At 70.4% G+C, this 24468-nt stretch carries 25 protein-coding genes; 12 read left to right on the top strand and 13 right to left on the bottom strand.

All coding sequences use genetic code 11. The annotated features are described in order from the left end of the window. Positions 1-48: 48 nt before the first annotated feature. The 4 genes from ACPCHZ_RS12470 to sdhC are packed head-to-tail and all read right to left on the bottom strand — an operon-like array spanning position 49 to position 3495. On the bottom strand, positions 49-825 hold the full coding sequence (locus ACPCHZ_RS12470; RefSeq protein ID WP_364972151.1) for a succinate dehydrogenase iron-sulfur subunit: 777 nt from the start codon (positions 823-825) through the stop codon (positions 49-51). Beyond that, positions 825-2579: a succinate dehydrogenase flavoprotein subunit gene (gene sdhA, locus ACPCHZ_RS12465; protein ID WP_423485031.1), complete on the bottom strand. Its 1755-nt coding sequence runs from the start codon at positions 2577-2579 to the stop codon at positions 825-827. Before sdhA ends, ACPCHZ_RS12470 begins: the two co-directional genes overlap by 1 nt. A 14-nt stretch (positions 2580-2593) precedes the next feature. Further along, a complete protein-coding gene (locus ACPCHZ_RS12460; protein ID WP_423485369.1) occupies positions 2594-3013 on the bottom strand; it encodes a succinate dehydrogenase hydrophobic membrane anchor subunit in 420 nt (139 codons plus the stop codon). Positions 3014-3066: 53 nt separating this feature from the next. Beyond that, positions 3067-3495 carry a succinate dehydrogenase, cytochrome b556 subunit gene (gene sdhC / locus ACPCHZ_RS12455; RefSeq protein ID WP_364972145.1) on the bottom strand — a complete coding sequence of 143 codons (429 nt, stop codon included), beginning with the start codon at positions 3493-3495 and terminating at the stop codon, positions 3067-3069. A gap of 217 nt (positions 3496-3712) precedes the next feature. Here sdhC and ACPCHZ_RS12450 point away from each other — a divergent pair, with 217 nt between their 5' ends. Genes ACPCHZ_RS12450 through ACPCHZ_RS12440 form a run of 3 tightly spaced genes read left to right on the top strand, consistent with a single transcriptional unit; the run spans position 3713 to position 6535 of the window. Beyond that, positions 3713-4120, top strand: coding sequence for a cytidine deaminase (locus ACPCHZ_RS12450; protein WP_423485030.1), 408 nt, complete (start codon positions 3713-3715; stop codon positions 4118-4120). Continuing rightward, entirely contained in the window at positions 4117-5415 is a 1299-nt protein-coding gene (locus ACPCHZ_RS12445) for a thymidine phosphorylase (protein ID WP_423485029.1), read from the top strand. The genes ACPCHZ_RS12450 and ACPCHZ_RS12445 overlap by 4 nt, the downstream gene beginning before the upstream one ends. Before the next feature lie 19 nt (positions 5416-5434). Beyond that, a complete protein-coding gene (locus ACPCHZ_RS12440) occupies positions 5435-6535 on the top strand; it encodes an adenosine deaminase (RefSeq protein WP_423485028.1) in 1101 nt (366 codons plus the stop codon). 55 nt (positions 6536-6590) lie between these two features. Here ACPCHZ_RS12440 and ACPCHZ_RS12435 read toward each other — a convergent pair whose 3' ends face one another. The 3 genes from ACPCHZ_RS12435 to ACPCHZ_RS12425 are packed head-to-tail and all read right to left on the bottom strand — an operon-like array spanning position 6591 to position 8922. Beyond that, on the bottom strand, positions 6591-7415 hold the full coding sequence (locus ACPCHZ_RS12435; RefSeq protein ID WP_423485027.1) for an alpha/beta fold hydrolase: 825 nt from the start codon (positions 7413-7415) through the stop codon (positions 6591-6593). A 44-nt stretch (positions 7416-7459) separates the two neighbouring features. After that, a complete protein-coding gene (locus tag ACPCHZ_RS12430) occupies positions 7460-8728 on the bottom strand; it encodes a primosomal protein (RefSeq protein ID WP_423485026.1) in 1269 nt (422 codons plus the stop codon). 50 nt (positions 8729-8778) lie between these two features. Beyond that, positions 8779-8922 carry a hypothetical protein gene (locus ACPCHZ_RS12425; protein WP_423485025.1) on the bottom strand — a complete coding sequence of 48 codons (144 nt, stop codon included), beginning with the start codon at positions 8920-8922 and terminating at the stop codon, positions 8779-8781. A gap of 76 nt (positions 8923-8998) precedes the next feature. Between ACPCHZ_RS12425 and ACPCHZ_RS12420 the strand changes: the two genes are divergently transcribed. The 3 genes from ACPCHZ_RS12420 (at position 8999) to ACPCHZ_RS12410 (ending at position 12760) form a co-directional block, all read left to right on the top strand. Continuing rightward, positions 8999-9448, top strand: coding sequence for an SRPBCC family protein (locus tag ACPCHZ_RS12420; RefSeq protein ID WP_423485024.1), 450 nt, complete (start codon positions 8999-9001; stop codon positions 9446-9448). 67 nt (positions 9449-9515) lie between these two features. After that, a complete protein-coding gene (locus ACPCHZ_RS12415) occupies positions 9516-11183 on the top strand; it encodes an ABC transporter (protein WP_423485023.1) in 1668 nt (555 codons plus the stop codon). Further along, on the top strand, positions 11180-12760 hold the full coding sequence (locus ACPCHZ_RS12410; protein WP_423485022.1) for a GTPase: 1581 nt from the start codon (positions 11180-11182) through the stop codon (positions 12758-12760). The genes ACPCHZ_RS12415 and ACPCHZ_RS12410 overlap by 4 nt, the downstream gene beginning before the upstream one ends. A 38-nt stretch (positions 12761-12798) precedes the next feature. On the opposite strand, the gene ACPCHZ_RS12405 is transcribed toward ACPCHZ_RS12410, so the two are convergent. Together ACPCHZ_RS12405 and ACPCHZ_RS12400 are read right to left on the bottom strand one after the other, a co-directional pair. Next, on the bottom strand, positions 12799-13884 hold the full coding sequence (locus ACPCHZ_RS12405) for a C40 family peptidase (protein WP_423485021.1): 1086 nt from the start codon (positions 13882-13884) through the stop codon (positions 12799-12801). Between the two features lie 2 nt (positions 13885-13886). Beyond that, positions 13887-14213 (bottom strand): hypothetical protein, encoded by a 327-nt coding sequence (locus ACPCHZ_RS12400; RefSeq protein ID WP_423485020.1) that lies wholly within the window; start codon positions 14211-14213, stop codon positions 13887-13889. A gap of 52 nt (positions 14214-14265) precedes the next feature. On the opposite strand from ACPCHZ_RS12400, the gene upp reads away from it, so the two are divergent. After that, positions 14266-14889 carry a uracil phosphoribosyltransferase gene (gene upp / locus ACPCHZ_RS12395; RefSeq protein WP_264016313.1) on the top strand — a complete coding sequence of 208 codons (624 nt, stop codon included), beginning with the start codon at positions 14266-14268 and terminating at the stop codon, positions 14887-14889. Between the two features lie 4 nt (positions 14890-14893). Here the strand turns inward: upp and ACPCHZ_RS12390 are convergent, their stop codons facing one another. Next, positions 14894-16537 carry a phospho-sugar mutase gene (locus ACPCHZ_RS12390; protein ID WP_423485019.1) on the bottom strand — a complete coding sequence of 548 codons (1644 nt, stop codon included), beginning with the start codon at positions 16535-16537 and terminating at the stop codon, positions 14894-14896. After that, positions 16534-16995 carry a MarR family winged helix-turn-helix transcriptional regulator gene (locus tag ACPCHZ_RS12385; protein WP_423485018.1) on the bottom strand — a complete coding sequence of 154 codons (462 nt, stop codon included), beginning with the start codon at positions 16993-16995 and terminating at the stop codon, positions 16534-16536. The genes ACPCHZ_RS12390 and ACPCHZ_RS12385 overlap by 4 nt, the downstream gene beginning before the upstream one ends. Positions 16996-17109: 114 nt before the next feature. Between ACPCHZ_RS12385 and ACPCHZ_RS12380 the strand changes: the two genes are divergently transcribed. Then, positions 17110-18237, top strand: a complete 1128-nt coding sequence (locus tag ACPCHZ_RS12380) for an AbrB family transcriptional regulator (protein ID WP_423485017.1) — start codon at positions 17110-17112, stop codon at positions 18235-18237. Here the strand turns inward: ACPCHZ_RS12380 and ACPCHZ_RS12375 are convergent. Then, on the bottom strand, positions 18183-18977 hold the full coding sequence (locus tag ACPCHZ_RS12375) for a purine-nucleoside phosphorylase (protein WP_423485016.1): 795 nt from the start codon (positions 18975-18977) through the stop codon (positions 18183-18185). The two genes, ACPCHZ_RS12380 and ACPCHZ_RS12375, sit on opposite strands and share 55 nt — an antisense overlap. Before the next feature lie 79 nt (positions 18978-19056). On the opposite strand from ACPCHZ_RS12375, the gene ACPCHZ_RS12370 reads away from it, so the two are divergent. From ACPCHZ_RS12370 to ACPCHZ_RS12360, 3 genes are read left to right on the top strand one after another with little or no spacing between them, the layout of a single operon-like run. Then, a complete protein-coding gene (locus ACPCHZ_RS12370; protein ID WP_423485015.1) occupies positions 19057-20238 on the top strand; it encodes a M20 family metallopeptidase in 1182 nt (393 codons plus the stop codon). Then, positions 20235-21404: an amidohydrolase gene (locus ACPCHZ_RS12365; protein ID WP_423485014.1), complete on the top strand. Its 1170-nt coding sequence runs from the start codon at positions 20235-20237 to the stop codon at positions 21402-21404. The genes ACPCHZ_RS12370 and ACPCHZ_RS12365 overlap by 4 nt, the downstream gene beginning before the upstream one ends. A 59-nt stretch (positions 21405-21463) precedes the next feature. Next, positions 21464-22402 (top strand): hypothetical protein, encoded by a 939-nt coding sequence (locus ACPCHZ_RS12360; protein ID WP_423485013.1) that lies wholly within the window; start codon positions 21464-21466, stop codon positions 22400-22402. Here the strand turns inward: ACPCHZ_RS12360 and ACPCHZ_RS12355 are convergent. Further along, on the bottom strand, positions 22399-22881 hold the full coding sequence (locus ACPCHZ_RS12355; RefSeq protein WP_364972097.1) for a gamma-glutamylcyclotransferase: 483 nt from the start codon (positions 22879-22881) through the stop codon (positions 22399-22401). The genes ACPCHZ_RS12360 and ACPCHZ_RS12355 overlap by 4 nt on opposite strands. Positions 22882-23012: 131 nt before the next feature. On the opposite strand from ACPCHZ_RS12355, the gene ACPCHZ_RS12350 reads away from it, so the two are divergent. Further along, the gene (locus ACPCHZ_RS12350) at positions 23013-24428 is read left to right on the top strand and encodes an NAD(P)H-quinone dehydrogenase (RefSeq protein WP_423485012.1); all 1416 of its coding nucleotides are present in this window, start codon (positions 23013-23015) and stop codon (positions 24426-24428) included. Positions 24429-24468 lie beyond the last annotated feature (40 nt).

Below are 24468 nucleotides of genomic sequence, written 5' to 3'. Positions count from 1 at the left end.
GAGAATTCGGCCGGTATTGCCACACGAGCTCACGCTCGGCGGAGATGCCTAGCGGGCGAACATCAGCGCGCGCTTGACCTCTTGGATCGCCTGGGTCACCTGGATGCCACGCGGGCAGGACTCCGTGCAATTGAACGTGGTGCGGCAGCGCCACACGCCGTCCTTCTCGTTGAGGATGTCCAGCCGCTCGGCCGCCGCCTCGTCACGGCTGTCGAAGATGAAGCGGTGCGCGTTGACGATCGCCGCCGGTCCGAAATACGAGCCCTCGGTCCAGAACACCGGGCAGCTGGTGGTGCAGCAGGCGCACAGGATGCACTTGGTGGTGTCGTCGTAGCGGGCACGGTCGGTCTGGCTCTGGATGCGCTCGCGGGTCGGCGGGTTGCCGCTGGTCACCAGGAACGGCTTGACGGCGCGGTAGGCGTCGAAGAACGGCTCCATGTCGACCACCAGGTCCTTCTCCACGGGCAAACCGCGGATCGGCTCGATGGTGATCGTCAGCTGCTTGGACGCCTTCTTGGGCAGCATGTCGCGCATCAGCACCTTGCACGCCAGCCGGTTCACGCCGTTGATCCGCATGGCGTCGCTGCCGCAGACGCCGTGCGCGCACGACCGCCGGAACGTCAACGTGCCGTCGAGATACCACTTGACGTAGTGCAGCAGATTGAGCAGCCGGTCGCTCGGCAGGCAGGGCACCCGGAAGCTCTGCCAGCCTGCGGCGTCCGGGTTCTCCGGGTTGAATCGGGCGATCTTGAGCGTCACCATCACCGAGCCCTCCGGCACGGGAGGTGTGGTGGCGTCGTTCTTCTCGATTGCGGGCGCGCTCATCAGTACTTCCGCTCCATCGGCTCGTAGCGGGTCTGCACCACCGGCTTGTAATCCAGCCGGATGTCACTCAGCAGATCCGCCCCCTGCTTGTACGCCATCGTGTGGCGCATGTAATTGGTGTCGTCGCGGTTCGGGTAGTCCTCGCGGGCGTGGCCGCCGCGCGACTCCTTGCGGTTGAGCGCGCCGACCACGGTGACCTCGGCCAGCTCCAGCAGGAAGCCCAGCTCGATCGCCTCCAGCAGATCACTGTTGTAGCGTGTGCCCTTGTCCTGCACCGAGATTCGTGCGTAACGCTCCTTGAGCGTGTGGATGTCGGTGAGCGCCTGCTTGAGGGTCTCCTCCGTGCGGAAGACCGCGGCGTTGTTGTCCATCGACTGCTGCAGGGCCCCGCGGATGTCGGCGACGCGCTCGTTGCCGTGCTCGGAGAGGATGTCGCCGACCCAGCCGACGACCATGTCGGCAGGCTTCTCCGGCATCTCCACGAAGTCGTGGCCCGCGGCGTAGTTGGCCGCGGCAATGCCGGCGCGGCGGCCGAACACGTTGATGTCCAGCAGCGAGTTGGTGCCCAGCCGGTTGGCGCCGTGCACCGAGACGCACGCACACTCGCCTGCCGCGTAGAGGCCGGGGACGACGCTGGTGTTGTCGCGCAGCACCTGGCCGTTGATGTTGGTCGGGATGCCGCCCATCACGTAGTGACAGGTCGGGTAGACCGGCACCAGTTCGGTCACCGGATCCACCCCGAGGTAGGTGCGGGCGAACTCGGTGATGTCGGGCAGCTTGGCCTCGAGCACGTCGGCGCCGAGGTGGCGCACGTCGATGTAGACGTAGTCCTTATTCGGCCCGGCGCCGCGGCCCTCGAGCACCTCGAGCACCATCGACCGCGCGACGATGTCGCGGGGTGCGAGGTCGACGATCGTCGGGGCGTAGCGCTCCATGAAGCGCTCACCCTCGCCGTTGAGCAGTCGCCCGCCCTCGCCGCGCACCGCTTCGGAGATCAGGATGCCCAGCCCGGCCAGGCCGGTCGGATGGAACTGGTGGAACTCCATGTCCTCCAAGGGAAGTCCCTTACGAAAGACGATGCCCAGCCCGTCGCCGGTCAGCGTGTGCGCATTCGACGTGGTCTTGTACATCCGGCCCGAACCGCCGGTCGCGAACACGATCGCCTTGGCGTGGAAGATGTGGATGTCACCGGTTGCCAGCTCGTAGGCGATGACCGCCGTGGCCACCGGCCCGCCGGGCGTCTCGGTCAGCGAGATGTCGAGTGCGTAGAACTCGTTGAAGAACTCGACGTCGTGCTTGACGCAGTTCTGATAGAGGGTCTGCAGGATCATGTGGCCGGTGCGGTCAGCGGCATAACAGGCCCGCCGCACGGGCGCCTTGCCGTGGTCGCGGGTGTGGCCGCCGAACCGGCGCTGATCGATGCGGCCCTCGGGGGTGCGGTTGAAGGGCATCCCCATCTTCTCGAGGTCGAGCACCGCGTCGATGGCTTCCTTGCACATGATCTCGACGGCGTCCTGGTCGGCGAGGTAGTCGCCGCCCTTGACGGTGTCGAAGGTGTGCCACTCCCAGTTGTCGTCCTCGACGTTGGCCAGCGCGGCGCACATACCGCCCTGTGCGGCGCCGGTGTGGCTGCGCGTCGGGTAGAGCTTGGTCAGCACCGCCGTGCGGGCGCGCGGACCGGCCTCGACCGCCGCGCGCATGCCCGCGCCGCCTGCCCCGACGATGACGACGTCGTAGCGATGTTCCTGGATCATTCAGAAGCTCCCGATCATGAGATGTTCGCGTCGAACGTCACCAGCACATAGGTGCCGAGCACCAGCGTGAACAGGATCGACAGTGCGAGCACGGTGTTCAGCCAGAACCGGGTGGAGTCCTTGCGGGCGTAGTCGGCGATGATCGTGCGCATGCCGTTGCCGCCGTGCAGCTGCGCCAGCCACAGCAGCAGCAGGTCCCAGGTCTGCCAGAACGGCGACGACCAGCGGTCGGCGACGTAGTTGAAGTCGATGCGGTATACGCCGTCCTCCCACATCAACATGATGAAGAGGTGGCCCAGCGCGAGGAACACCAGCACGATTCCGGAGAACCGCATGAACAGCCAGGTGTACTTCTCGAAGTTGGGCATGCCACCGGCGCGGCGCGGTGCGCGCGGGTTGTCCAGCCCGGCAGGCCGGTCGTGGCTGCGCTGCATCACCGGGGCGATGCCGCCACGGTCGCTGATGTGGTCGTAGGGGTTCTCGCCGGTCACAGGAATCGCTCCGCCATGTGCATGCCGATGACGCCCAGCGAGGCGATCAGCACGGTGAGGAAGACGCCGGCCACCACCCACAGCATCTGCCGCTGGTAGCGCGGGCCCTTCGCCCAGAAGTCGATCAAGATCACCCGGATGCCGTTGAGCGCGTGATAGAGCACCGCGGCCACCAGGCCGATCTCCATCAGGCCGATGATCGGCGACTTGTAGGTCTCGATGATCTCGTTGTAGGCCTGCGGGCTGACGCGCACCAGCGCGGTGTCGAGCACGTGGACGAACAGGAAGAAGAAGATCGTCGCGCCCGATATGCGGTGCAGCACCCACGACCACATGCCCGGGTCGCCGCGGTACAGGGTTCGGCGTTTCGCCGGCTGTGACCGCGGCGCGGCTATGTCCGTATCGGGTGATGTCGCGGTACTCATGTGACCCTCCAACGCCATCGGTGGACGCCTGGGGCTCGGCCCTGAAATCCGGGCCCCAAACCTCGGGGCGACTCTAATCCCCTTTGTACTGACGAACGAACTAGCGTGTAGCCGTATGCCCCGATCAGGAGGGCGAAATTAGGGTGCCCTATCTGGGACTTCGGGTTACGGGACGAGGTGTTCGGAATGGATTCAGAAACGGCTCGGACGGCCCGGCATGACCGCTGAGATCGATTGGGACATGTTGCGCCGCAAGGCGATTGCTGTCTCGGCGCATGCCTACGCGCCGTACTCGCGGTTCCGTGTCGGCGCGGCGGCGCTGGTCGACGATCACCGGTTGGTGGCCGGATGCAATGTGGAGAATGTCTCATATGGCCTGGGTCTCTGTGCCGAGTGCGCTGTGGTCTGCGACCTCCATTCCAGCGGCGGCGGACGGCTTGTGGCGCTGTCGTGTGTGGGCCCGGACGGCGAGGTGCTGATGCCCTGTGGGCGCTGCCGCCAGGTGCTGCTCGAGCACGGCGGACCGGGCCTGCTGATCGACCACCCCCGCGGCCCGCGACCGCTCGGGGAGCTGCTGCCCGACGCGTTCGGCCCCGACGACCTGGCCCGCCGGGAAACCCCGTGACCCAGTTCACATTCGACGCTCCGACGGTCATCCGGACCAAGCGGGACGGCGGCGTGCTGTCCGACGCGGCGATCGACTGGGTGATCGACGGCTACACCCGCGGCCGTGTGGACGACGGTCAGATGGCCGCCCTGCTGATGGCGATCTTCCTGCGGGGGATGACCGACGCCGAGATCGCCAGGTGGACGGCGGCCATGGTGGCCTCGGGCGAGCGGTTCGACTTCACCGGCCTGCGCCGTGACGGCAGGCCATTGGCGTTGGTGGACAAGCATTCCACCGGCGGGGTGGGCGACAAGATCACCATCCCGCTGGTGCCCGTCGTGATGGCCTGCGGCGGGGCCGTCCCGCAGGCAGCCGGCCGCGGGCTCGGCCACACCGGCGGCACCCTGGACAAGCTCGAGGCGATCCCCGGCTTCTCCGCCGAACTGTCCAAACAGCAGATCCGTCAACAACTCTGCGACCTGGGCGCCGCGATCTTCGCCGCCGGCGACCTCGCACCGGCCGACCGCAAGATCTACGCGCTGCGCGACGTGACGGGCACCACGGAGTCGCTGCCGCTGATCGCCAGTTCGGTGATGAGCAAGAAGATCGCCGAGGGCGCCCGGGCGCTCGTACTGGACACGAAGGTGGGTTCCGGTGCCTTCCTGCCGTCCGAGGACGAGGCGCGTGCGCTGGCCCGCACGATGGTCGACCTTGGCGCCGCGCACGGGCTGGCCACCCGCGCGCTGCTGACCGACATGGACGTGCCGCTGGGCCGCGCCGTGGGCAACGCCGTCGAGGTCGCCGAGTCGCTCGAGGTGCTCGCCGGCGGCGGCCCCGACGACGTCGTGGAACTGACGCTCGCGCTGGCCGCCGAGATGCTCGACGCGGCCGGACTGGACGGCGTCGACCCCGCCGACACCCTGCGCGACGGCACCGCGATGGACCGGTTCCGCGACCTGGTGTCCGCGCAGGGCGGGGACCTGTCGGCGTCGCTGCCGCTGGGCGCACACACCGAGACCGTCACGGCATCGCGCGGCGGCACGATGGGCCGCATCGACGCGATGGCGGTGGGCCTGGCGGTGTGGCGCCTCGGGGCGGGCCGTTCCGCGCCGGGGGAGCAGGTGCAGTTCGGCGCCGGCGTCCACATCCACCGCAGGCCCGGCGAGCCGGTGTCGGCGGGCGAGGCGTTGTTCACGCTGTACACCGACACCCCGGAGCGGCTCGGGCCCGCCCTGGCCGAACTGGACGGCGGCTGGGCCGTCGGCGACGCCGCACCGCCGCACCGCCCACTGATCCTCGACCGAATCACCTGACCGGGCGGAAGATGGAGCCATGACGACGACCGGACCGCTGCCGTTGACGATCGACAACATCCGGCAGGCACCCAAGGCGCTGTTGCACGACCATCTCGACGGCGGTCTCCGGCCCGCCACCGTGCTGGAGCTCGCTGGGCAGTACGGCTACGCGGACCTGCCCGCCGACAACGTCGACGACCTGGCTGACTTCTTCCGGACCGCCGCGCACAGCGGATCACTGGTGCGCTACCTCGAGCCGTTCGCCCACACGGTCGGGGTGATGCAGACACCGGAGGCGCTGCACCGCGTCGCCTTCGAGTGCGTCGAGGACCTGGCCGGCGACAACGTGGTGTACGCCGAGATCCGGTTCGCACCCGAACTGCACATCGACGGTGGGTTGTCGCTCGACGCCGTCGTCGACGCGGTGCTGGCCGGCTTCGCCGACGGCGAGAAGGCGGCCGCCGCCGAGGGCCGGTCGATCACCGTGCGGTGTCTGGTCACCGCGATGCGCCACGCCGCCCGGTCCCGTGAGATCGCCGAGCTCGCGATCCGCTTCCGCGACAGGGGAGTCGTGGGTTTCGACATCGCGGGCGCCGAGGCCGGCTACCCGCCCACCCGTCATCTCGACGCGTTCGAATACATGCGAGGCAACAACGCGCGCTTCACGATTCACGCGGGGGAGGCGTTCGGACTGCCCTCCATCCACGAGGCCATCGCCTTCTGCGGCGCCGACCGGCTCGGCCACGGGGTACGGATCGTCGACGACATCACCGTGGCCGACGACGGGTCGGTGCGGCTGGGACGATTGGCGGGGCTGTTGCGCGACAAGCGAATTCCACTCGAACTGTGTCCGAGCTCCAACGTGCAGACCGGTGCCGTCAACAGCATCGCCGAGCACCCGTTCGACCTGCTGGCCCGGTCACGGTTCCGGGTGACCGTCAACACCGACAACCGGCTGATGAGCGACACCACGATGAGCGACGAGATGCTGCGACTGGTCGAGGCGTTCGGTTACGGCTGGAGCGATCTCGAGCGATTCACCATCAATGCGATGAAGTCGTCGTTCATCGCGTTCGACGAACGACTGGCGCTCATCGACGACGTCATCAAGCCGCGCTACGCGGTCCTCGTCGGCTGAGCCGCGCGCCGAGTGTGAACGTCACGACGGAATCGGCGCTCAGACGTCGTGAGGGTCACACTCGCGACGACGTCAGCACCTCGCGCAGCGCATCGGCGAACTCCGCCGGCGCGCCCATGAAACCGCCGTGGTCACCGGGGAACTGCGCGACCGGCGCACCAAGCCGCTCCGCCAGCGCGAGGGACGTCCGGTGGGTGATCAGGGCGCCGGATTCGACGCCGACCCCGAGGATGACGCGGGTCGAGCCGGAGGTGAGCGCCTCGATGTCCGGCAGGTACAGCGATGTCGGCAGGAGATCGATGTCGAAGAACCTCGCCATCTGACGGGCCTCGTCGGGTGACTGCCCCTCCGGAAGCTGCGGCGCATCGTCCACCGACACCTCGAACCCGGCGTTGCGCATGAAGTGTGCCCAACCAGCGGTGAAGCCCTCGCGATGGAACGTGTCGATGACCGCCCGCGCACCGGCACGCTGCTCCTCGGCGTCGGACAGCAGTTCGATGACGGGCGGCTCGTGGGCGACCAGGGTGCCGATCCGGCCGGGACGACGGGCGGCTAATGCCAAGCCGGTGACCGCTCCGCCGCTGGAGCCGAACAGGTCGGCGGTCTGGGCGCCGAGGTCGTCGAGCACTGCCGCCACGTCGTCGGCGCGCTGTTCGACACTGCACGGCGCGTCCGGGTCGTCGACCGTGCTGGCGGCATAACCCCGCGGGTCATACGTGACGACGGTGTGATCGTCCGCCAGCGCGTCGGCGACGGCAGCGAACTCCGCCGATGCCATCGGCGAGCCGATGACCAATAGCAGCGGACCTTCGCCGCGCACCTCGTAGTACAGGCGGGCGCCGGGGACGTCGATGGTGTGCGTTGAAATCGATCGGGTCATGCCACTATCGACCGGCGTCGTCCCGGGAAGTCATCGCCGGACCGCTACTCCTCGCGCAGCCGCGACTCGACGAAGCTCTCCAGCTCCTCCCACTGCGCTACGGCCTTCGCGTACGGCGGCTTCGGGCGGTCAGCGGAGTCGGGGTCGAGCGCGAAGGCGATCACCTTGCCGAGCGGCTGACCCGGCCCGAGCTTCTCCTCGACGGTGGTGTCCTCCGCGTACTGGCTGACGTCGCGCAGCAGTTCGACGGCCAGCTCGAGCTGTTCGCGGTCCAGGCTGTCGGGTCCGTCGGAGATGTCGTCGGCGATGCCGCTCAGCACGTAGACGTTCTCGTCGCTGACCGCGACCTCCAGCGAGCCGTCGGTGGCGGCGGTGCGGATGTCGTCGTAGGTGGCCAGATCGGACAGGTCGTGGTCGTGCTCGTCGGCCAGGTAGCGGGCCAGCGACCGCTCGGAGCCGAACACGCTGATCCGGCCGTTGCGGCCGAGGAACACCGGCTCGTCGTCGAGGTAACAGCGCAGCGTGAAGAACGTGCCCGACCGGGTCATCATGCGGACCGGGTCGATGCCGACCTTCAGCCAGAAGTCGTCGTCGCTGCCGAGCACCAGGCCGCCTGCCTGGTCTTCGGGCGCGTCGCTCTCGACCACCTCGGCCTCGTCGTCGTCCTCTGCGGTCTCGACCGACGCCGCGGCGTCCTCGTCCTCCACCTCGGGCGCGGGCTCGAGCAGCTCGGCCCCGGCCTTCTCGGCGGCCGCGGAGTCGACGTCGGGGATGGTGACGATCTCGTCGATCGCGTCGAGGACGCCGTCCCAGCCGCGCCCCACCGCCGCCTCGATCTCGCCCCACCGCTTGCGCCCGGCCCGGCCGCTGAACGCCTCGGCGCCGCCGCCGAGGGAGCCCACCACCGGGTTGCCGTTGAAGAACTTGGTGACCGCGGGCATGTCACACACCGAGCCGATGGACGACACCAGCGCCAGCGTGGCGTGCAGCGCCTTCACCGACTCCTCGGTCGGCTTGTCGGCGACGACCTCGGGCACGCCGACGATGTCGTGCGTGCGGTCGTCGGCGGGTGTGAACCGGTGCGCGTTCGCCTCGGTGAGCTTCGTCCAGGCCGGGTGGTCGGTCAGGTCGTTCTCGGTATTCGTGCGCACGAATGCGACCAGGTCGGCCACCGACTCGAAGGCGTAGAGGTCGTCGCCCGCACCGAGGAACGCCTCCCATTCGTCGCCGGCATCCCGCCAGCGAGGAGCCCACAGTGTGTACAGATCACCCTTGGTCAGCCCGAGCCGAACCGGCACGATGTCAGCAGCCATGCGGCACAGCCTAACGACGTGCCCTGGCGGGTCGTGAGGCTCGTGCCGGGTTAGCGCTCCAGGTCGGCGCGCAATGCCTCGAGCAGGCGGGTCGCGTCCCCGGCCCGCGCGGCGTCGCTGAGCGCCTCGGCGGCACCGTCGAGCATCGCGGCCTGCGCCCGCGCCCGGGCCATCGTCGCCTCGAAGTCGTCCATGTCGTTCAGACGGCAATGGCAACCGTCAGGTTCCGTCCCCGCCGCCGACCCCCGCAGGCCGGGCTAGTCTCGGCGGATGCGCGGAGCTGTGACTGTCCACATGAACGCTCCCGCGATGGACATCTGGACTCTGGTGGCCGATGTCCGCAACACCGGGCGGTTCTCGCCCGAGGTGTTCGAAGCCGAATGGCTCGACGGTGCCCGCGGTCCGGCGGCGGGTGCCCGGTTCCGTGGCCACGTCAAGCGCAACGAGATCGGCCCCGTCTACTGGGCGACCTGCCGGGTGACAGCGTGCGAAGCGGGTCGTGAGTTCGGCTTCGCCGTGCTTGCCGGTGACCGGGCGGTCAACAACTGGCACTACGCCTTCGCGCCGAACGGCGACGGGACCGACGTGACCGAGTCGTTCCGGACGATCGAGTCGCCGTTGCTGCGGCCGATCGAGTTCCTCGGGTATCCGCGCAAGCTCCGCAATCTCCGCGACATGCGCACCACCCTGGAACGCATCAAGGTCGTCGTCGAGGCCTGACCGCCGGCGGCGGACCTTTCGGCGCGAACCAACCCGCCTTCGCGACGTCCTAGGGCAGGCTGAAGCGATGACGGGAGCCGTCGACCTCATCGACGCGGTGGCTGCTCTGGGCGCAGTGCTGGGGCGGACGACGTTTCCGCTGCCGGCGCCGTCGGCATGGCCGGCGGAAACTGACCGCCGGGAGCTGGCCGGGCAGCTGGCCGACTACCTGATCCCCCGGCTGCGCACCATCGACGCCCCGCTGTTGGCGGTGGTCGGCGGCTCCACAGGCGCCGGGAAGTCGACGCTGATCAACTCGCTGGTCGGCGACGACGTGAGCCAGGCCGGTGTGCTGCGGCCAACCACCCGAGGCCCAGTGATCGTGTGTCACCCGTCAGACCTGGCCTGGTTCACCGATGACCGGATCCTGCCGCAATTGCCGCGGTCGTCCGGGCCGGACGGCCTGCGCCTCGCGCCGCACCCGGGAATCGGCCCCGGCCTCGCGCTGCTCGACGCCCCTGACATCGACAGCGTCGTGAGCACCAACCGCGAGCTCGCGGCCACACTGCTGGCTGCCGCCGATCTCTGGATCTTTCTGACGACCGCCGCCCGCTACGCCGACGCGGTGCCGTGGCAGATGCTCCACACCGCCCGCGACCGTGGCACCGCAATCGCCATAGTGCTCAATCGTTGCCCGCAGGAGGCGATCAGGGATGTGGCTGCGCACCTGTCGGACATGCTGGCGGCAAACGGTTTGCGCGAGGCGCCCCTGTTCGTGATCGCCGAGCAGGGCTTACGCGCCGGGCGGTTGCGCGACAAGGCGACCGCACCCATCGGCTCGTGGCTGGCCAGCTTGACGGCCGACTCGGAACAGCGGGCGGCGGTGGTGCGCTACACGCTCGACGGTGCGCTGCGCAGCCTGCCGCCACGGACATACGCACTGGCCGACGCGGCGGACGGACAGTTCGCGGTGCGCACGCAGCTGGAGTCGTGCGTGTCGTCGGCGTACAGCAGCGCGCTCGCGAGGGTGGACGAGGCGGTTCGCGACGGCGCGCTGCTGCGCGGCGAGGTGCTGGCTCGCTGGCAGGACGTGGTCGGCACGGGCGAGTTCCTGCGCAAGTTGGAGTCGCGGGTGGGGCGGGTCCGGGACCGGGTGGTGGCGGCGGTCACCGGGCGGTCCACTCCGATCGAGGAGCTCGGCGAGGCGTTGGAGACCGGCATCGCGACCGTGATCCGGGCCGCAGTCGAGGAGGCTGCTGAGTTGTCCTACGGCTGCTGGGCGCGGCACCAGGCCGGTGCACCGCTACTGACCGACGAGCTGGCCCGGCCGGCCCCCGGGCTTGGTGAGGCCGTCGAACGGCTGGTCCGCGACTGGCAGGAATACGTGCTCGAACTGGTCCGTACCGAAGGCGCGTCGAAGCGGTCGGGGGCGCGATTGGCGTCGTACGGCGTCAACGGTGCCGGTCTGGTCGTCATGCTCGCGGTCTTCAGCCAGACGGCTGGACTGACCGGCGCCGAGATCGCGGTGGCCGGAGGCACCACAGTGGCCAGCCAGAAGGTGCTCGAGGCGATCTTCGGTGAGCAGGCCGTCCGCGGACTGGCCCGACAGGCCCGTGACGAACTACTGGCTCGAGTCGACGGCCTCCTGCGCCAAGACGCCGCCCGATATGGCGACGTGCTGGGTGCCGCGTCGGCACTGGTGTCGGGTGACGAACTGCGAGCGGCCGCCGATCGCGTCGCGACGGTGCTGCAGTGACGCTCGTCGATCGGCTGGCGGCGCTGTCGTCGGTGGTAGCCCTCGGGGCCGGCCGGCTGCCCGACGACGTCCTGAGGGATCTGCGCGACCTGGACCAGCGGGCGGGCAGTCGGCTGCGATTGTCGGGTGAGTACACCGTCATCGCGCTGGCCGGAGCGACCGGGAGCGGAAAGTCCTCGCTGTTCAACGTCGTCGCCGGGGCCTCGCTTGCCGAGGTCGGTGTTCGGCGGCCGACCACTTCCGCCACCCAAGCTGTTGTCTTCGGCCCCGACGGCGCCACGGAACTACTGGACTGGCTGGAGATCCAGTCCCGGCAGCACGGCGACGCGTCAGCTGCTCCGGAGCTCTCTGGGTTGGTGCTGCTCGACCTGCCCGACCATGACTCCACCGAAGTGTCACATCGAGCCGAAGTGGATCGGCTGGTCCGCCTCGTCGACGCTTTCATCTGGGTATTGGACCCGCAGAAGTACGCCGACGCAGTTCTGCACGACGATTACCTGCGCCCGCTGGCCGCACACCGTGACGTGATGGTGGTAGCCCTCAACCAGTCGGACCGCCTGCCCGCCGCCGACGTGGCTGCTTGTGTGCGCGACCTCGACCGCCTGCTGGCCGAGGATGGGCTGGGCGGCGTGCGGGTGCTCGCGACGTCAGCGGTGACACCGGATGGGGCCGCGCCGTTGCGAGAATTCCTCGTCGCGACCGTGGCGAACCACAAGGCACGAACGGCGCGGGTGAGCGCGGATCTGGACACGACGGCAGCACGGCTCGCGCCAATGGTGCCGCCGCCCCGATCGGTGCCGGCCCTGCGTGACGCGGAGCGACGGCTGCAGAGCACCCTCGCCGGGGCCGCAGGGGTTCCCGCCGTAGTCGGTGCCGTCGGCCGTGCCTATGAGCGGCGTGGTCTCGCGGCGGTTGGCTGGCCGCCGCTGCGGTGGATACACCACCTGCGACCAGATCCGTTGCGCCGATTGGGAATAGGTCAGTCCAGGGTTGGGGACGAAGTCCTTCGCCGGACTTCGTTGCCCTCGGCTTCTGCGGCATCGCGGGCGGGGGTGGACAGCGCGGTCCGCTCGCTTGCCGACACCGCGTCGAGCGGGCTACCGGCGCCATGGCCGCGAATGCTGCTCGAAGCGGCGAAGTCACGAGCCGGGGCGGTGCCCGATGCACTGGACCGGGCGGTCGGCGGTGCGGACCTCGGGACGAATCGGCCACCACGGTGGTGGCGTCTGGTCGGGGCGATCCAGTGGGCGCTACTCGCCGCTGCAGTCGCGGGCGGCGTGTGGCTCGGGCTGCTCGCAGTGCTCGCGTACCTGCAGATCGGTCTCGACGCGCCCTCACTCGGGCCGTTCGCGTGGCCGACAGTGCTGCTCGTCGGAGGACTCGCGTCGGGATTGGTGCTCCGAGTACTGATCAGACCTTTCGTGGCCGTTGGGGCGGCCCGTCGCAGGCGGCGCGCGACCGCCGAATTGGGCCGACGGGTCGAGGCGGTGGGCGAGGAGTTCGTCCTCTCTCCGCTGCGGGCAGAGCTGTCTCTGTACGGCGAGCTGTCCGCGGCGGTGCACCGGCTCAACCGTTGACGGCTTCGTTCGCCGACGCGATGGCATGACGAAGACGCTCACCCCGTCGGGCGCCAGAAGCCCTGGAAACCCTGACCCGCGTTGGTGGTTCGGATCGCCGACAGCTGCACCGGGTCACCCGCCTCGATCATCGTGCCGTCACCGACCACCATCGCCACGTGGCCGTCCCAGACCGCCAGGTCGCCGGGCAGCAGTGACCCGGCGTCGACGGCGGCGCCGATGTCCTGCTCCTGGGCCAACCGGGGGATGTCCAACCCCGCCTGGCTGTAGGCCCACTGGGTGAGGCCGCTGCAGTCCAGGCCGACCCCCGGCGTCGTCCCGCCCCAGTCATAGGGGACGCCGAGCTGGGTCAGCGCGTGGCGCACCGCGTCCGCGGCCACCTTGTTCGGCGCCGTCGCGGTACTGCCGTCGGGCAACCGCACCGCCGCCCCGTCGCCGAAGGTTCGCGCGTCCGGCGTCGGCGCGGCGGACGGGCGGCGCGCCGACGCCAGCGCCGCCACACCCGCCCCGGCCCCGGACCCCAGCTCCGGCAAGCCGCCACCCGCACCCGGTCCGCCACCCAATCCGGCACCCATCCCCGGAAGCGATGGCGCCGAGAACCCCGCCGGACTGGTCGGCGCGGGCGCTCCCGACGGCGCCGTCACGTCGGCGGCCCGCGCGTCGAGCTGCGCGCGGAGGTCCTCGACCACCGCGATCGCCTCCCGCAACGACCGCCTCGCCTCGGCCACCAACTCCTCGGCGACGCCCGGATCGTCGAGATGCGGTTCGAGTGCGGCGGCACGGGCCTCGAACCCGGCCACGATCGCATCCAGCCGCGCCCGCGCGTCGGCGACCGCCGCACCCGCGTCAAGGGCGGCATGGCCGATGCGTTCGGCGTGGGCGGCGAGCGCATCGGTGGCCGCGACGACCGACGCCGTGAAGGCTGTCGCCCCGTCGGCTCCGGCGCCGCGCCACACTCCGGCGACGTCGTGTGCGGCCCCGCCCACGGAGGCCGACACACCCGTCAGCGCATTGCGCACGCCGTCCAGCACCGCCGTGGGCTCGCCGCCCGACCAGCCCGGCCCGACCATCGATCGCACGTCACGAATCGGCGCCGACAGCGCCGCGACCAGCGCGCTCGGCATGGTCAGACCGCCCTGACCAGTCGATCGGCGCCGCGCTGCGCGCCCGCGTCGTAATTCATCGCCGACACGTCGGCCGCCGCGGCGCCGGCCGACACCCGCTCGCCGAGCGCGGCGATCTCACGCGACCCGGCGGACATCGCCTCGGCGAGGGCGGCCAGGAAACTCGCGGCGACCGGTCCGAGTCCCGTCGGCGCCGGAGCGGCCGCGAGGGTGGCGGCCGCGGCAAGCAATTCGGCGGCCTGGACGTCGGCGGCGCGACCGAAGGCGCGGATCGACCCGGTGTCGGCGAGCAGGGTGTCGGCGTGCATGCGGATTACGACGGCCGGCACCGTCCGCCGGTTCCACCGGTCCCGGCGCCGCGATCGCCGATAGGGTTCGGTGATGGACGTCCGAGTCGTCGACCACCCCCTGGCCGCGGCGCGGCTCACCACGATGCGTGACGAGCGCACCGACAACGCCGGGTTCCGTGCCGCGCTGCGCGACCTGACCCTGATGCTGGTGTACGAGGCGACCCGCGACGCGGAGACCGAGGCGATCGCGGTGCGCACCCCGCTCGCCGACACCACGGGTCACCGGCTGGCGAATCCACCGCTGCTGGTTCCGGTGCTTCGCGCAGGGCTCGGGATGGTCGACCAGGCGCACGCGCTGATCCCCGAGGCGCGGGTGGGATTCGTCGGTGTCGCGCGCAACGAGGACACCCACGAGCCTGCGCCCTACCTCGAGTCGCTGCCCGACGACCTCAGCCGGTGGCCGGTTTTCGTGCTCGATCCGATGCTGGCGACCGGCGGTTCGATGGCGCACACCCTCGGCCTGCTGCAGGCCCGCGATGCCGTCGACATCACCGCGATCTGCGTGGTGGCTGCGCCGGAGGGGCTGACCGCGCTCGAGCGGGTGGCACCTGACCTGCGGCTGTACACCGCCGCCGTCGACGAGGGACTGAACAACGTGGCCTACATCGTGCCCGGACTCGGGGACGCCGGCGACCGCCAGTTCGGGCCGCGCTGAGGTCTCACCACCGTCCGGCGACGGCGCTCAGTTCGTCCTGCAGTTCCCTGGCCCGGCCGCGGGCGGCCTCCAGGTCTTCGTCGTCGTGGCACGACACCCGAACCTCGATGTAGGACTTCACCTTCGGCTCGGTGCCCGACGGCCGGACGACCACCCGAACGGAGTTCTCGGCGTCGCCGCCGGTGAAGACCAGCGCATCGGTGCGCTGGTGGCCGTCCGCCTGCAGCAGGTCGGTGACGGTCACCTCGTGGCCGCACAACCGGTCCGGCGGGGTGTCGCGCAGGCGGGTCAGCACGTCGGCGGCTTCGTCGGTGTCGGCCACCGGCCGCGACACCGCGGCGGTTGTGTGCACCCCGTGCCGGCGCGCGAGTGCGTCCAGCGCATCCTGCACGGTGCGGCCCTGCGCCTTGAGCGCGGCGACCAGGTCGCACGCGAGCACCATCGCACTGATGCCGTCCTTGTCGCGCACCGCCGACGGGTCGACGCAGTGGCCGATCGCCTCCTCGTAGGCGTAGACCAGGGTCGACCCCGGTATCTGATCGTCGGCGCGCGCCAACCACTTGAACCCGGTCAGCGTCTCCAGGTGCTGGACGCCGTGAGCCTCGGCGATCCGGGCCAGCATCCGCGACGACACCACCGAACTCGCCACCAGCACGTCCTCCGACACTGGCCCGGGATCGATCTGCGTGAGGATGTAATCGCCGAGCAGCCAACCGGTTTCGTCGCCGGACAGCATGCGCCAGCCATCGGATGTCGGGACGCCGACGGCGCAGCGGTCGGCATCGGGGTCCAGCGCGATGGCGACGTCGGCGTCCTTGTCCGCCGCGAGTTCCAGCAGGGCGTCGGTGGCCCCGGGTGCCTCCGGATTGGGTGACTCCACCGTCGGGAAGTCGGGATCGGGCTGGAACTGGTTCTCCACCACGTGGATGTCGGTGATCCCGGCCCGCACCAGTGCGTCGAGCGCGTAGTCGCCGCCCACCCCGTGCAGCGGCGTCAGAGCCACCCGCACGTCGTCGGTGGTGTGGCGGACGTTCGCCGCACGGGCGATGTAGTGCCGGATCTCCTCCATCCCACCGGTTTCGACCTTGGCACGCGGGATCTCGTCTGCGGGCGGCGCCTCGGCGATCGCGCTCTCGATCTCCTCGTCGATGGGTGAATTGATCTGCAGACCGTGCTCGAAGTACACCTTGTAGCCGTTGTCGCCCGGCGGATTGTGCGACGCGGTGATCTGGATGCCGGCGGTGGCGTGCATGTGTCGCACCATGAACGCCACGATCGGGGTGGGCACCGCGGCCAGCATCAGCATCACCTCGAAGCCCCGGGCAGTGAGCACCTCGGCTGCCGCGAGGGCGAACTCGTCGGACTTGTGGCGCGCATCGCGGCCGACGACCACCTGGGTGCCGCCCAGCCCGCGCCGCTCGAGGACCTGTGCCACACCCCAGGTGGTGCGCAGCACGACGGCGAGGTTCATGCCGTTCGGCCCGCCGCGCAGCGGGCCTCGCAGACCCGCCGTGCCGAAGGTCAACGACCGCCTGAAGCGTTCGTCGAGTTCCTCTTCGCTACACGCCGACAACTCCGCCGCGGTCTCGGGGTCGGGGTCGTGCGCGATCCACTTTTGCACGGTCGTCGAGGTCACCGACTGAGTCATGGGCCAAGTGTGCCCAATTTACCGTCGGTGTAAGCCAGCTTCCTGAGCACTGGTGCGACGAGCATGAGCAGGTCGAATTCCAGATCCGACAGGACGTCGCGCATGGTCGCCTGCAACCACGCGTCGCGCTCCGCGCGGTCGGCCTCGAGCAGTGCCGTTCCCGCCGGGGTGAGCTCGATCAACTGGCGCCGCCGGTCCCGGTCGTCGGGCCTGCGAGCGATCAGCGCACGGCCGACCAGTTCGTTGATGCCGTCGGTGAGCGATTGCGCCCTGACCTGCATCCGGGCCCCGAGTTCGGCGGGGGTGGTCACCCCGGACCGGCTGACCTCGCCGAGCACTTCCATCTGGCTGAGGGTGAGCCCGTGATCCGGGCGGTGCCGGCGCAGCTGGCGGGCCACGCCCATGATCGCCTCGCGCAGTTCGGTGGCGGCGGTGTCGGAGGCATCGATTCTGGCCATAGCCAAGTTATACCTTGGTTCTTTGCTGAAATTTGAGTACTGCAGCTGTGTTGCGATCATGTATTACCAAGGACATACTTGATGTCGAACGGTGCGTGAATACAAGGAGGTGCGATGCGGCGGGCGCTGAAGTGGCTGCTCCTGGTGGCGGCGACGGTCGGCGTGACGGTGCCGCTGACGCTCATCAACGTGCCCTCCGCCGCGCTGTTCGCCGCCCTCGTCGTCGGGATCGTGCTCGCACTGGCCTCGCTGGCTCCCGCCCGCATCCCGCGCCGGGCCGGTGTGGCCGCGCAGGGCATCCTCGGCGTCTACATCGGGACCATGGTCCAGCACGACGCGGCCGCCACGCTGGGCGCGGACTGGCCGATCGTGCTCGCGGTCGTGGTGGCCACCCTGGTGCTCAGCCTCATCGCCGGAGCTGTGCTCGGACTGCACCGCAACGTCAGCCCTCTGACCGGCAGCCTGGCACTGGTCGCAGGCGGCGCCTCCGGACTCGTCGCCATCGCGCGCGAACTCGGCGGCGACGACCGGGTGGTGTCGGTGGTGCAGTACCTGCGCGTCGCCATGGTCACCGCCTCGATGCCGGTGGTCGTGACCCTCGTCTACCAGGCCGACCGGTCCCATCCGGCCTCGATCGTGCCTGCCGACACCGCGCCCTGGTATCTCAGTCTCGCCATGATGGCCGCGCTCGTCGTGGTCGGCGCCGTCGGCGGCAGGCTCCTGCACCTACCGGGCGCCGGACTGCTCGGCCCGCTGGGGCTGACCGTCGCGTTGCAGCTCTCCGGGCTGTCGTTCGGGCTGTCGGTGCCCGTGGTGCTCGTCCAGGTCGCCTACATGCTGATCGGCTGGCAGGCGGGCCTGGCCTTCACCACCGAGTCGCTGCGCGCGATCGCCCGGATCCTGCCCACGGCCGTCGGCCTCATCGTCGCCCTCGGCGTCGGCACCGCCGGTCTCGGCGTCCTGCTGGCGCACTTCACGTCGCTCACCCCGCTCGAGGGCTACCTCGCCACCAGTCCGGGCGGCGTCTACGCGGTGCTCGCCACCGCTGTCGAGACCGGCTCCAACGTCACGTTCATCATCGCCGCCCAGGTGCTGCGGGTGCTGCTCATGTTGTTCGCGGCGCCGCTGCTCGCCCGCGCGATGGTGCGCCTCGGTCGGCGACTCGGCCGCCGGGACAGCGGCGACGATCAGAGCCGCGAGATGACTCCCGCGAGCAGGGAACCCATCCGCGTGGCGGACTGACGCCCCGCGGCGAGCACCTCCTCATGGCTCAGCGGTGCCCCGGTCATGCCGGCGGCCAGGTTCGTCACCAGCGAGACGGCCAGCACCTCGGCGCCGCACCCTCTCGCCGCGATCGTCTCGTGCACGGTCGACATGCCGACCAGGTCGGCGCCGAGGGTGCGCAGCATCCGGATCTCGGCGGGCGTCTCGTAGTGCGGCCCGGGCAACCCGGCGTACACGCCCTCGGTCAGCGACGGCTCGATCTCGCGGGCGACCGCACGCAACCGTGGTGAATACGCATCCACCAGGTCGACGAACTGTGCGCCGACCAGCGGCGACCTGGCGGTCAGATTGAGATGGTCGCTGATCAGCACGGGCTGCCCCACGGTGTATTCCGGCCGGAGACCGCCCGCCGCGTTGGTCAGCACCACCGTCGCGGCGCCCGCGGCGCATGCGGTCCGCACCGGGTGCACGACGTGGCGCAGGTCGTGTCCCTCGTAGGCGTGGATCCGCCCGACCAGCACCAGCACCCGTCGACCGCCGATCTGCATCGAGAGCACCTGGCCGCGATGGCCTTGCGCGCTCGGCGGCGTGAATCCGGGCAGTTCGGCCATCGGCACCGTCGCCACCGGGTCGCCCAGCGCATCGGCCGCGGGCGCCCAGCCCGACCCGAGCACGACCGCGACGTCGTGGGCGTCGACACCGGTGCGTTCGGCGATCGCGGCCGCCGCGGCGGCTGCGGCCGCGTCCGGTGAAGTCACGGTAGGCGAGCTTAGCTGCCGTTCCCGCGCCGCGACGACGCCCGCGGCGCGGGCAAAGCTCAAGTGAGATACTGCGGAAATGCCCACCGCCACCGCGTCGTCACGCGTCGAGGACGTCGTGCAACGCCGCCGCGGCGACCTGGTCGAGCTGTCACACGCCATCCATGCCGAGCCCGAGCTCGCCTTCGCCGAGCATCGCAGCTGCGCCAAGACGGCGGCCCTGGTCGCCGAGCGCGGCTTCGAGGTCACCACGCCCCTCGGCGGTCTCGACACGGCGTTTCGCGCCGACTTCGGCAGCGGTCCGCTGGTGGTGGGGATCTGCGCGGAGTACGACGCGTTGCCCGGCATCGGCCACGCCTGCGGACACAACATCATCGCCGCATCGGCGGTCGGTACGGCGCTCGCGCTGGCCGAGGTCGCCGATGAACTCGGGCTCACGGTGGCACTGATCGGCACACCGGCCGAGGAGGCCGGCGGCGGCAAGGCGCTGCTGCTGGCCGCCGGTGCGTTCGACGACGTCGCGACGGCCGTGATGCTGCACCCCGGACCGGTCGACATCGCCGCGGCACGATCGCTCGCGCTGTCGGAGGTGTCGGTCACCTACACCGGCCGTGAGTCCCATGCTGCTGTCGCGCCGCATCTGGGCATCAACGCCGCCGACGCGGTCACCGTCGCGCAGGTGGCGATCGGGCTTCTGCGCCAACAGCTCTCGCCCGGTCAGATGGTGCACGGCATCGTCACCGACGGCGGCCAGGCGACCAACGTCATCCCCGCGCACGCCGAACTCCGCTACACCATGCGCGCCGTCGACTCCCCGGCGCTCGAAGAATTGGAGGGCCGGATGGCCGGCTGCTTCGCCGCTGGTGCCGTTGCCACCGGCTGCCGCCACGAGGTCGCCGAGACCGCGCCCCCGTACGCCGAGCTCACCCCCGACCGCTGGCTGGCCGAGACCTTCCGCGCCGAGATGCGCCGGCTGGGCCGCGAACCGCTGGCACAGGAGCTGGAGGCGTCCGTGCCGCTGGGCAGTACCGACATGGGCAACGTCACCCAGGTGCTGCCGGGCATCCATCCGGTCATCGGCATCGACGCCGGCGGCGCCTCGATCCACCAGCCCGCGTTCACCGCGGCCGCCGCAGGACCCAGTGCCGACACCGCGGTCGTCGAGGGCGCGACCATGCTGGCCCGCACGGTGGTCGCGCTGGCCGAGTCGCGCGAGCAGCGGGACCGCGTGCTCGACCGCCAGGCGAGGCGGGTGCGATGACGCTGCAGGACGCCGCCGACCGTTGGCTGGCCACCCACTACGGCGACCTGGTGGCCTGGCGGCGGCACATCCACGCCCACCCCGAACTCGGCCGCCAGGAGTTCGAGACCACCCAGTTCGTCGCCACCGCGCTGGCCGACGCGGGCCTCAAGCCGAAGTTGCTCCCCGGTGGCACCGGGCTGACGTGCGACTTCGGCCCGGAGGTCGGCCCGCGGATCGCGTTGCGCGCGGACATGGACGCGCTGCCGATGGCCGAACGCACCGGCGCGCCGTACACCTCGCTGGTGCCGAACGTCGCGCACGCCTGCGGCCACGATGCCCACACCGCGGTGCTGCTCGGCGCGGCGCTCGCGCTGGCGTCGGTGCCGGATCTGCCGGTCGGCGTGCGGCTGATCTTCCAGGCCGCCGAGGAACTGATGCCCGGGGGCGCCATCGATGCGATCGCCGCCGGGGCGCTGAACGGGGTGTCGCGGATCTTCGCCCTGCACTGCGACCCGCGGCTGGCCGTCGGCAAGGTCGCGGTGCGGCCGGGACCCATCACGTCGGCGGCCGACCAGATCGAGATCACCCTGCAGTCGCACGGCGGGCACACCTCGCGCCCACACCTGACCGGTGACCTGGTGTACGGAATGGGCACGCTGATCACCGGGGTGCCCGGGGTGCTGTCGCGCCGCATCGATCCGCGCAACAGCACGGTGATGGTGTGGGGCGCGGCGAACGCCGGGATGGCCGCGAACGCCATCCCGCAGACCGGCGTACTGGCCGGCACCATCCGCACCGCGAGCCGGGAGACCTGGCTGACGCTGGAATCCATTGTGACCGAAGCGGTCACCTCACTGCTGGCGCCGCTGAACCTGGAACACACGGTGCAGTACCGGCGCGGCGTGCCGCCGGTGGTGAACGACGTGGTCGCCACCCGCATCCTGACCCACGCCATCGAGGCGACCGGGCCGGACGCGCTGGCCGACACCCGCCAGTCCGGTGGCGGGGAGGACTTCTCCTGGTATCTGGAGGAAGTGCCGGGCGCGATGGCCCGACTCGGTGTGTGGAGCGGCCGCGGCCCGCAGCTCGATCTGCACCAGCCGAACTTCGACCTCGACGAGCGGGCGCTGGGCGTCGGCGTGCGGGTGCTGGTCAACATCATCGAGGAGGCCGGCCTGATCTGAGCCGCGCGGCAGGGGAATTGGTGCGAAGCGCCCCTCCTGAGCGGCCTTAGGCTGCCACCATGACGTCTTCGCACGACGACAAACTGGCCTCTGCGGCGGCCGCGCTCGCCGAACACCGGTCGTTGGGCCGCAAGCTGGAGGCCGCGCAGCAGCAGGCCGATGCGTCGGCGTCCGCGGCGGCGGAGGCACGCGCACGGCTGACCGACGAGCAGGCCGACGTCGCCCGCATGGACAAGATGTCACTCACATCGATCCTCGCGCACCTCAAGGGATCTCACGACGACGATCTCGCCCGCGAGGCGGCCGAACACCAGGCCGCCGACTACGAGTTCCGCGCCCGTCAGGCCCGCGCCGATGCCGACCGGACGGTGGTCGAACACCTCGAGCGGCGGCGCGCCCGCCTCGGCGACGTGCACGCGCGGTTCGACCGCGCGTTGGCCGATAAGGAGCGACGGCTGCGCCAGCAGCACGACCCGCAGGCGGCCAGGCTGGTGGAGATCGCCCGCGAGCAGGGCGGCACCGCGGCCGAACTCGGCGAGCTCGGGCAGGCGCTCGACACCGGTGAGGCCGCGCTGGAGCATCTGCGGGCGGCGGCCGAGACGCTCGACGACGCGGGGTTCTGGTCGGCCTACGACACCTGGTTCGACGGCGGCATGGTCGCCAGCATGGTCAAGAACGACCGGCTCGACGAGGTGGCGGCGCTGCTGCGGGCGGCCGACTCCGCGTTGCGTGCGTTCACCGCCGAACTGTCCGACGTGCACATGGCCGGCGTCCGGCTCGTCGAACTCGACGAGTTGACCAGGGTCTTCGACGTCTGGTTCGACAACTTCTTCACCGACCTGGCCGTGCGTGACCGCATCATCGAGGCGAAGGAGAAGGTGACCGAGGCGATCGCCGGGGTGCACCGCATCCAGCAGCGCGTGGCCGCGCGCATCGACGAGGCGACCGCCCGGCTGGACCGGCTGCGGGCCGACCGCGTCGAGCTCCTGACGGCCTAGCTCGAGCTGGACCCGGGGCCGATGTTGCTCGACGGCCGGGTCCGCAGGTCGTGGACGTATTCGGCCGGGGCGCCCGCGATCTCCGCGGCGTCGGCCATCACCCCCAGGTAGCGCGCGGACGGCAGGCCGCCCTCCCACGCATCAACGACATACAGCCAGGCCAGCACCGGATCGGTGTCGGTGTCCGAGGACAGCCGGTGCACCCGGCAGCGGATCTTCTTGTGGATGCCGAGCTCGGAGCCCTCCCAGCGGTCGAGGGTGTCCTCGTCCTCCTTGGTCATGTCGTAGAGGACGACGAACACCTTCGACAGCGGATCCTCGACGACGGTCGCCAGGGCACCCTCCCAGCCGATGTCCGCCCCGCCGAAGGTCAGTCGCCAGCCGTGCAGCCAACCGGTGCCCGCCATCGGCGAATGCGGTGCGCGCTCCATCATCTGCTCGGGATGCATGTTGGAGCCGTAAGCGGCGTAGAGCGGCACGGTAGGAGAGCATAATCCGATCCCGCCCGCGAACAGGACCGGCGGCGAATCTCACAACCGCGGGCAGCGCGGGGACCGCTGCGGATGCGATCCACCCGGCCGCGGGAGGCGGCGGACGATAGGTTGGAGCGGTGGCAACCCGCATCGTGATCATCGGCGGCGGGCCCGCCGGATATGAGGCAGCGCTCGTGGCGGCCGCACGCGGTCCAGACGACGTCGACGTCACCATCGTCGACACCGACGGGCTGGGTGGGGCGTGTGTGCTGTGGGACTGCGTGCCGTCGAAGACCTTCATCGCCTCCACCGGCGTGCGCACCGAACTCCGCCGCGCGCCCGACCTCGGCTACGCGCTGGACTTCGACAACGCGAAGATCTCACTGCCGCGCATCAACGAGCGGGTGAAGACTCTGGCGGCAGCGCAGTCCGCCGACATCGCCGAACGCCTCCGCAACGAGGGCGTCCGGCTGATCGCAGGCCACGGCGAACTGGTCGACGACATGCCGGGAATGGCCGCACACACCGTCAAGGTCACCGCGCACGACGGCACCGAGAGCGAACTCAAGGCCGACGTCGTGCTGATCGCCACCGGCGCCAGGCCGCGCGTCCTGAAGGACGCCGAGCCCGACGGCGACCGCATCCTCAACTGGCGCCAGCTCTACGACCTGGACGCGCTGCCCGAACACCTGATCGTGGTGGGGTCGGGGGTGACCGGCGCGGAGTTCGTCAACGCCTACACCGAACTCGGGGTCAAGGTCACCGTGGTGGCGAGCCGCGACCAGATCCTGCCGCACGAAGACTCCGACGCCGCGGCGGTGCTGGAGGACGCCCTGCTCGAACGCGGCGTGACGCTCGTCAAGAACGCCCGGGCGGAGTCGGTCACCCGCACCGACACCGGGGTGCTGGTCACGATGACCGACGGACGCACCGTGGAGGGCAGCCATGCGCTGATGACGGTCGGCTCGGTGCCCAACACCACCGGACTCGGCCTCGAGCGGGTCGGCATCGAGCTGGGCGGGGGCGGCTACCTGAACGTCGACCGGGTGTCCCGCACGTCGGTGCCGGGCATCTACGCCGCCGGTGACTGCACCGGCCTGATGCTGCTCGCCTCGGTGGCGGCCATGCAGGGCCGCATCGCGATGTACCACGCGCTGGGGGAGGGCCTGGAACCGATCCGGCTGCGCACGGTGGCCGCCGCGGTGTTCACCCGGCCGGAGATCGCCGCCGTCGGCGTCCCGCAGTCCAAGATCGACGACGGCTCGGTGCCCGCGCGCACCGTGATGCTGCCGCTCAACACCAACGCGCGGGCGAAGATGTCGAGCCTGCGCCGCGGCTTCGTCAAGATCTTCTGCCGACCGGCGACCGGCGTGGTGATCGGCGGCGTGGTGGTGGCGCCCATCGCCTCGGAGTTGATCGTGCCGATCGCGCTGGCGGTGCAGAACGGCAACGACGTCGAAGACCTCGCGCAGACCTTCTCGGTGTATCCATCGCTGTCGGGATCGATCACCGAGGCCGGCCGCCGCCTGATGAGACACGACGATCTGGACTGACCGCACGTAACCTGGGGTACGAGCAAACCGTACCGACGAG

This window comes from Mycobacterium sp. NPDC050041 (assembly GCF_049541695.1).
Lineage (GTDB): Bacteria > Actinomycetota > Actinomycetes > Mycobacteriales > Mycobacteriaceae > Mycobacterium.
This window is presented reverse-complemented; position numbering and strand designations above follow the sequence as displayed.

Coding starts and splice junctions, on each gene's coding strand:
- ACPCHZ_RS12415 (WP_423485023.1), top strand. CDS start 9,516: ATGACGGGAGCCGTCGACCTCATCGACGCGGTGGCTGCTCTGGGCGCA.
- ACPCHZ_RS12380 (WP_423485017.1), top strand. CDS start 17,110: ATGCGGCGGGCGCTGAAGTGGCTGCTCCTGGTGGCGGCGACGGTCGGC.
- ACPCHZ_RS12360 (WP_423485013.1), top strand. CDS start 21,464: ATGACGTCTTCGCACGACGACAAACTGGCCTCTGCGGCGGCCGCGCTC.
- sdhC (WP_364972145.1), bottom strand. CDS start 3,495: ATGAGTACCGCGACATCACCCGATACGGACATAGCCGCGCCGCGGTCA.
- ACPCHZ_RS12435 (WP_423485027.1), bottom strand. CDS start 7,415: ATGACCCGATCGATTTCAACGCACACCATCGACGTCCCCGGCGCCCGC.
- ACPCHZ_RS12385 (WP_423485018.1), bottom strand. CDS start 16,995: ATGGCCAGAATCGATGCCTCCGACACCGCCGCCACCGAACTGCGCGAG.
- sdhA (WP_423485031.1), bottom strand. CDS start 2,579: ATGATCCAGGAACATCGCTACGACGTCGTCATCGTCGGGGCAGGCGGC.
- ACPCHZ_RS12460 (WP_423485369.1), bottom strand. CDS start 3,013: ATGCAGCGCAGCCACGACCGGCCTGCCGGGCTGGACAACCCGCGCGCA.
- ACPCHZ_RS12365 (WP_423485014.1), top strand. CDS start 20,235: ATGACGCTGCAGGACGCCGCCGACCGTTGGCTGGCCACCCACTACGGC.
- ACPCHZ_RS12370 (WP_423485015.1), top strand. CDS start 19,057: ATGCCCACCGCCACCGCGTCGTCACGCGTCGAGGACGTCGTGCAACGC.
- ACPCHZ_RS12405 (WP_423485021.1), bottom strand. CDS start 13,884: ATGCCGAGCGCGCTGGTCGCGGCGCTGTCGGCGCCGATTCGTGACGTG.
- ACPCHZ_RS12440 (WP_423485028.1), top strand. CDS start 5,435: ATGACGACGACCGGACCGCTGCCGTTGACGATCGACAACATCCGGCAG.
- ACPCHZ_RS12430 (WP_423485026.1), bottom strand. CDS start 8,728: ATGGCTGCTGACATCGTGCCGGTTCGGCTCGGGCTGACCAAGGGTGAT.
- ACPCHZ_RS12390 (WP_423485019.1), bottom strand. CDS start 16,537: ATGACTCAGTCGGTGACCTCGACGACCGTGCAAAAGTGGATCGCGCAC.
- ACPCHZ_RS12450 (WP_423485030.1), top strand. CDS start 3,713: ATGACCGCTGAGATCGATTGGGACATGTTGCGCCGCAAGGCGATTGCT.
- ACPCHZ_RS12425 (WP_423485025.1), bottom strand. CDS start 8,922: ATGGACGACTTCGAGGCGACGATGGCCCGGGCGCGGGCGCAGGCCGCG.
- ACPCHZ_RS12420 (WP_423485024.1), top strand. CDS start 8,999: ATGCGCGGAGCTGTGACTGTCCACATGAACGCTCCCGCGATGGACATC.
- upp (WP_264016313.1), top strand. CDS start 14,266: ATGGACGTCCGAGTCGTCGACCACCCCCTGGCCGCGGCGCGGCTCACC.
- ACPCHZ_RS12470 (WP_364972151.1), bottom strand. CDS start 825: ATGAGCGCGCCCGCAATCGAGAAGAACGACGCCACCACACCTCCCGTG.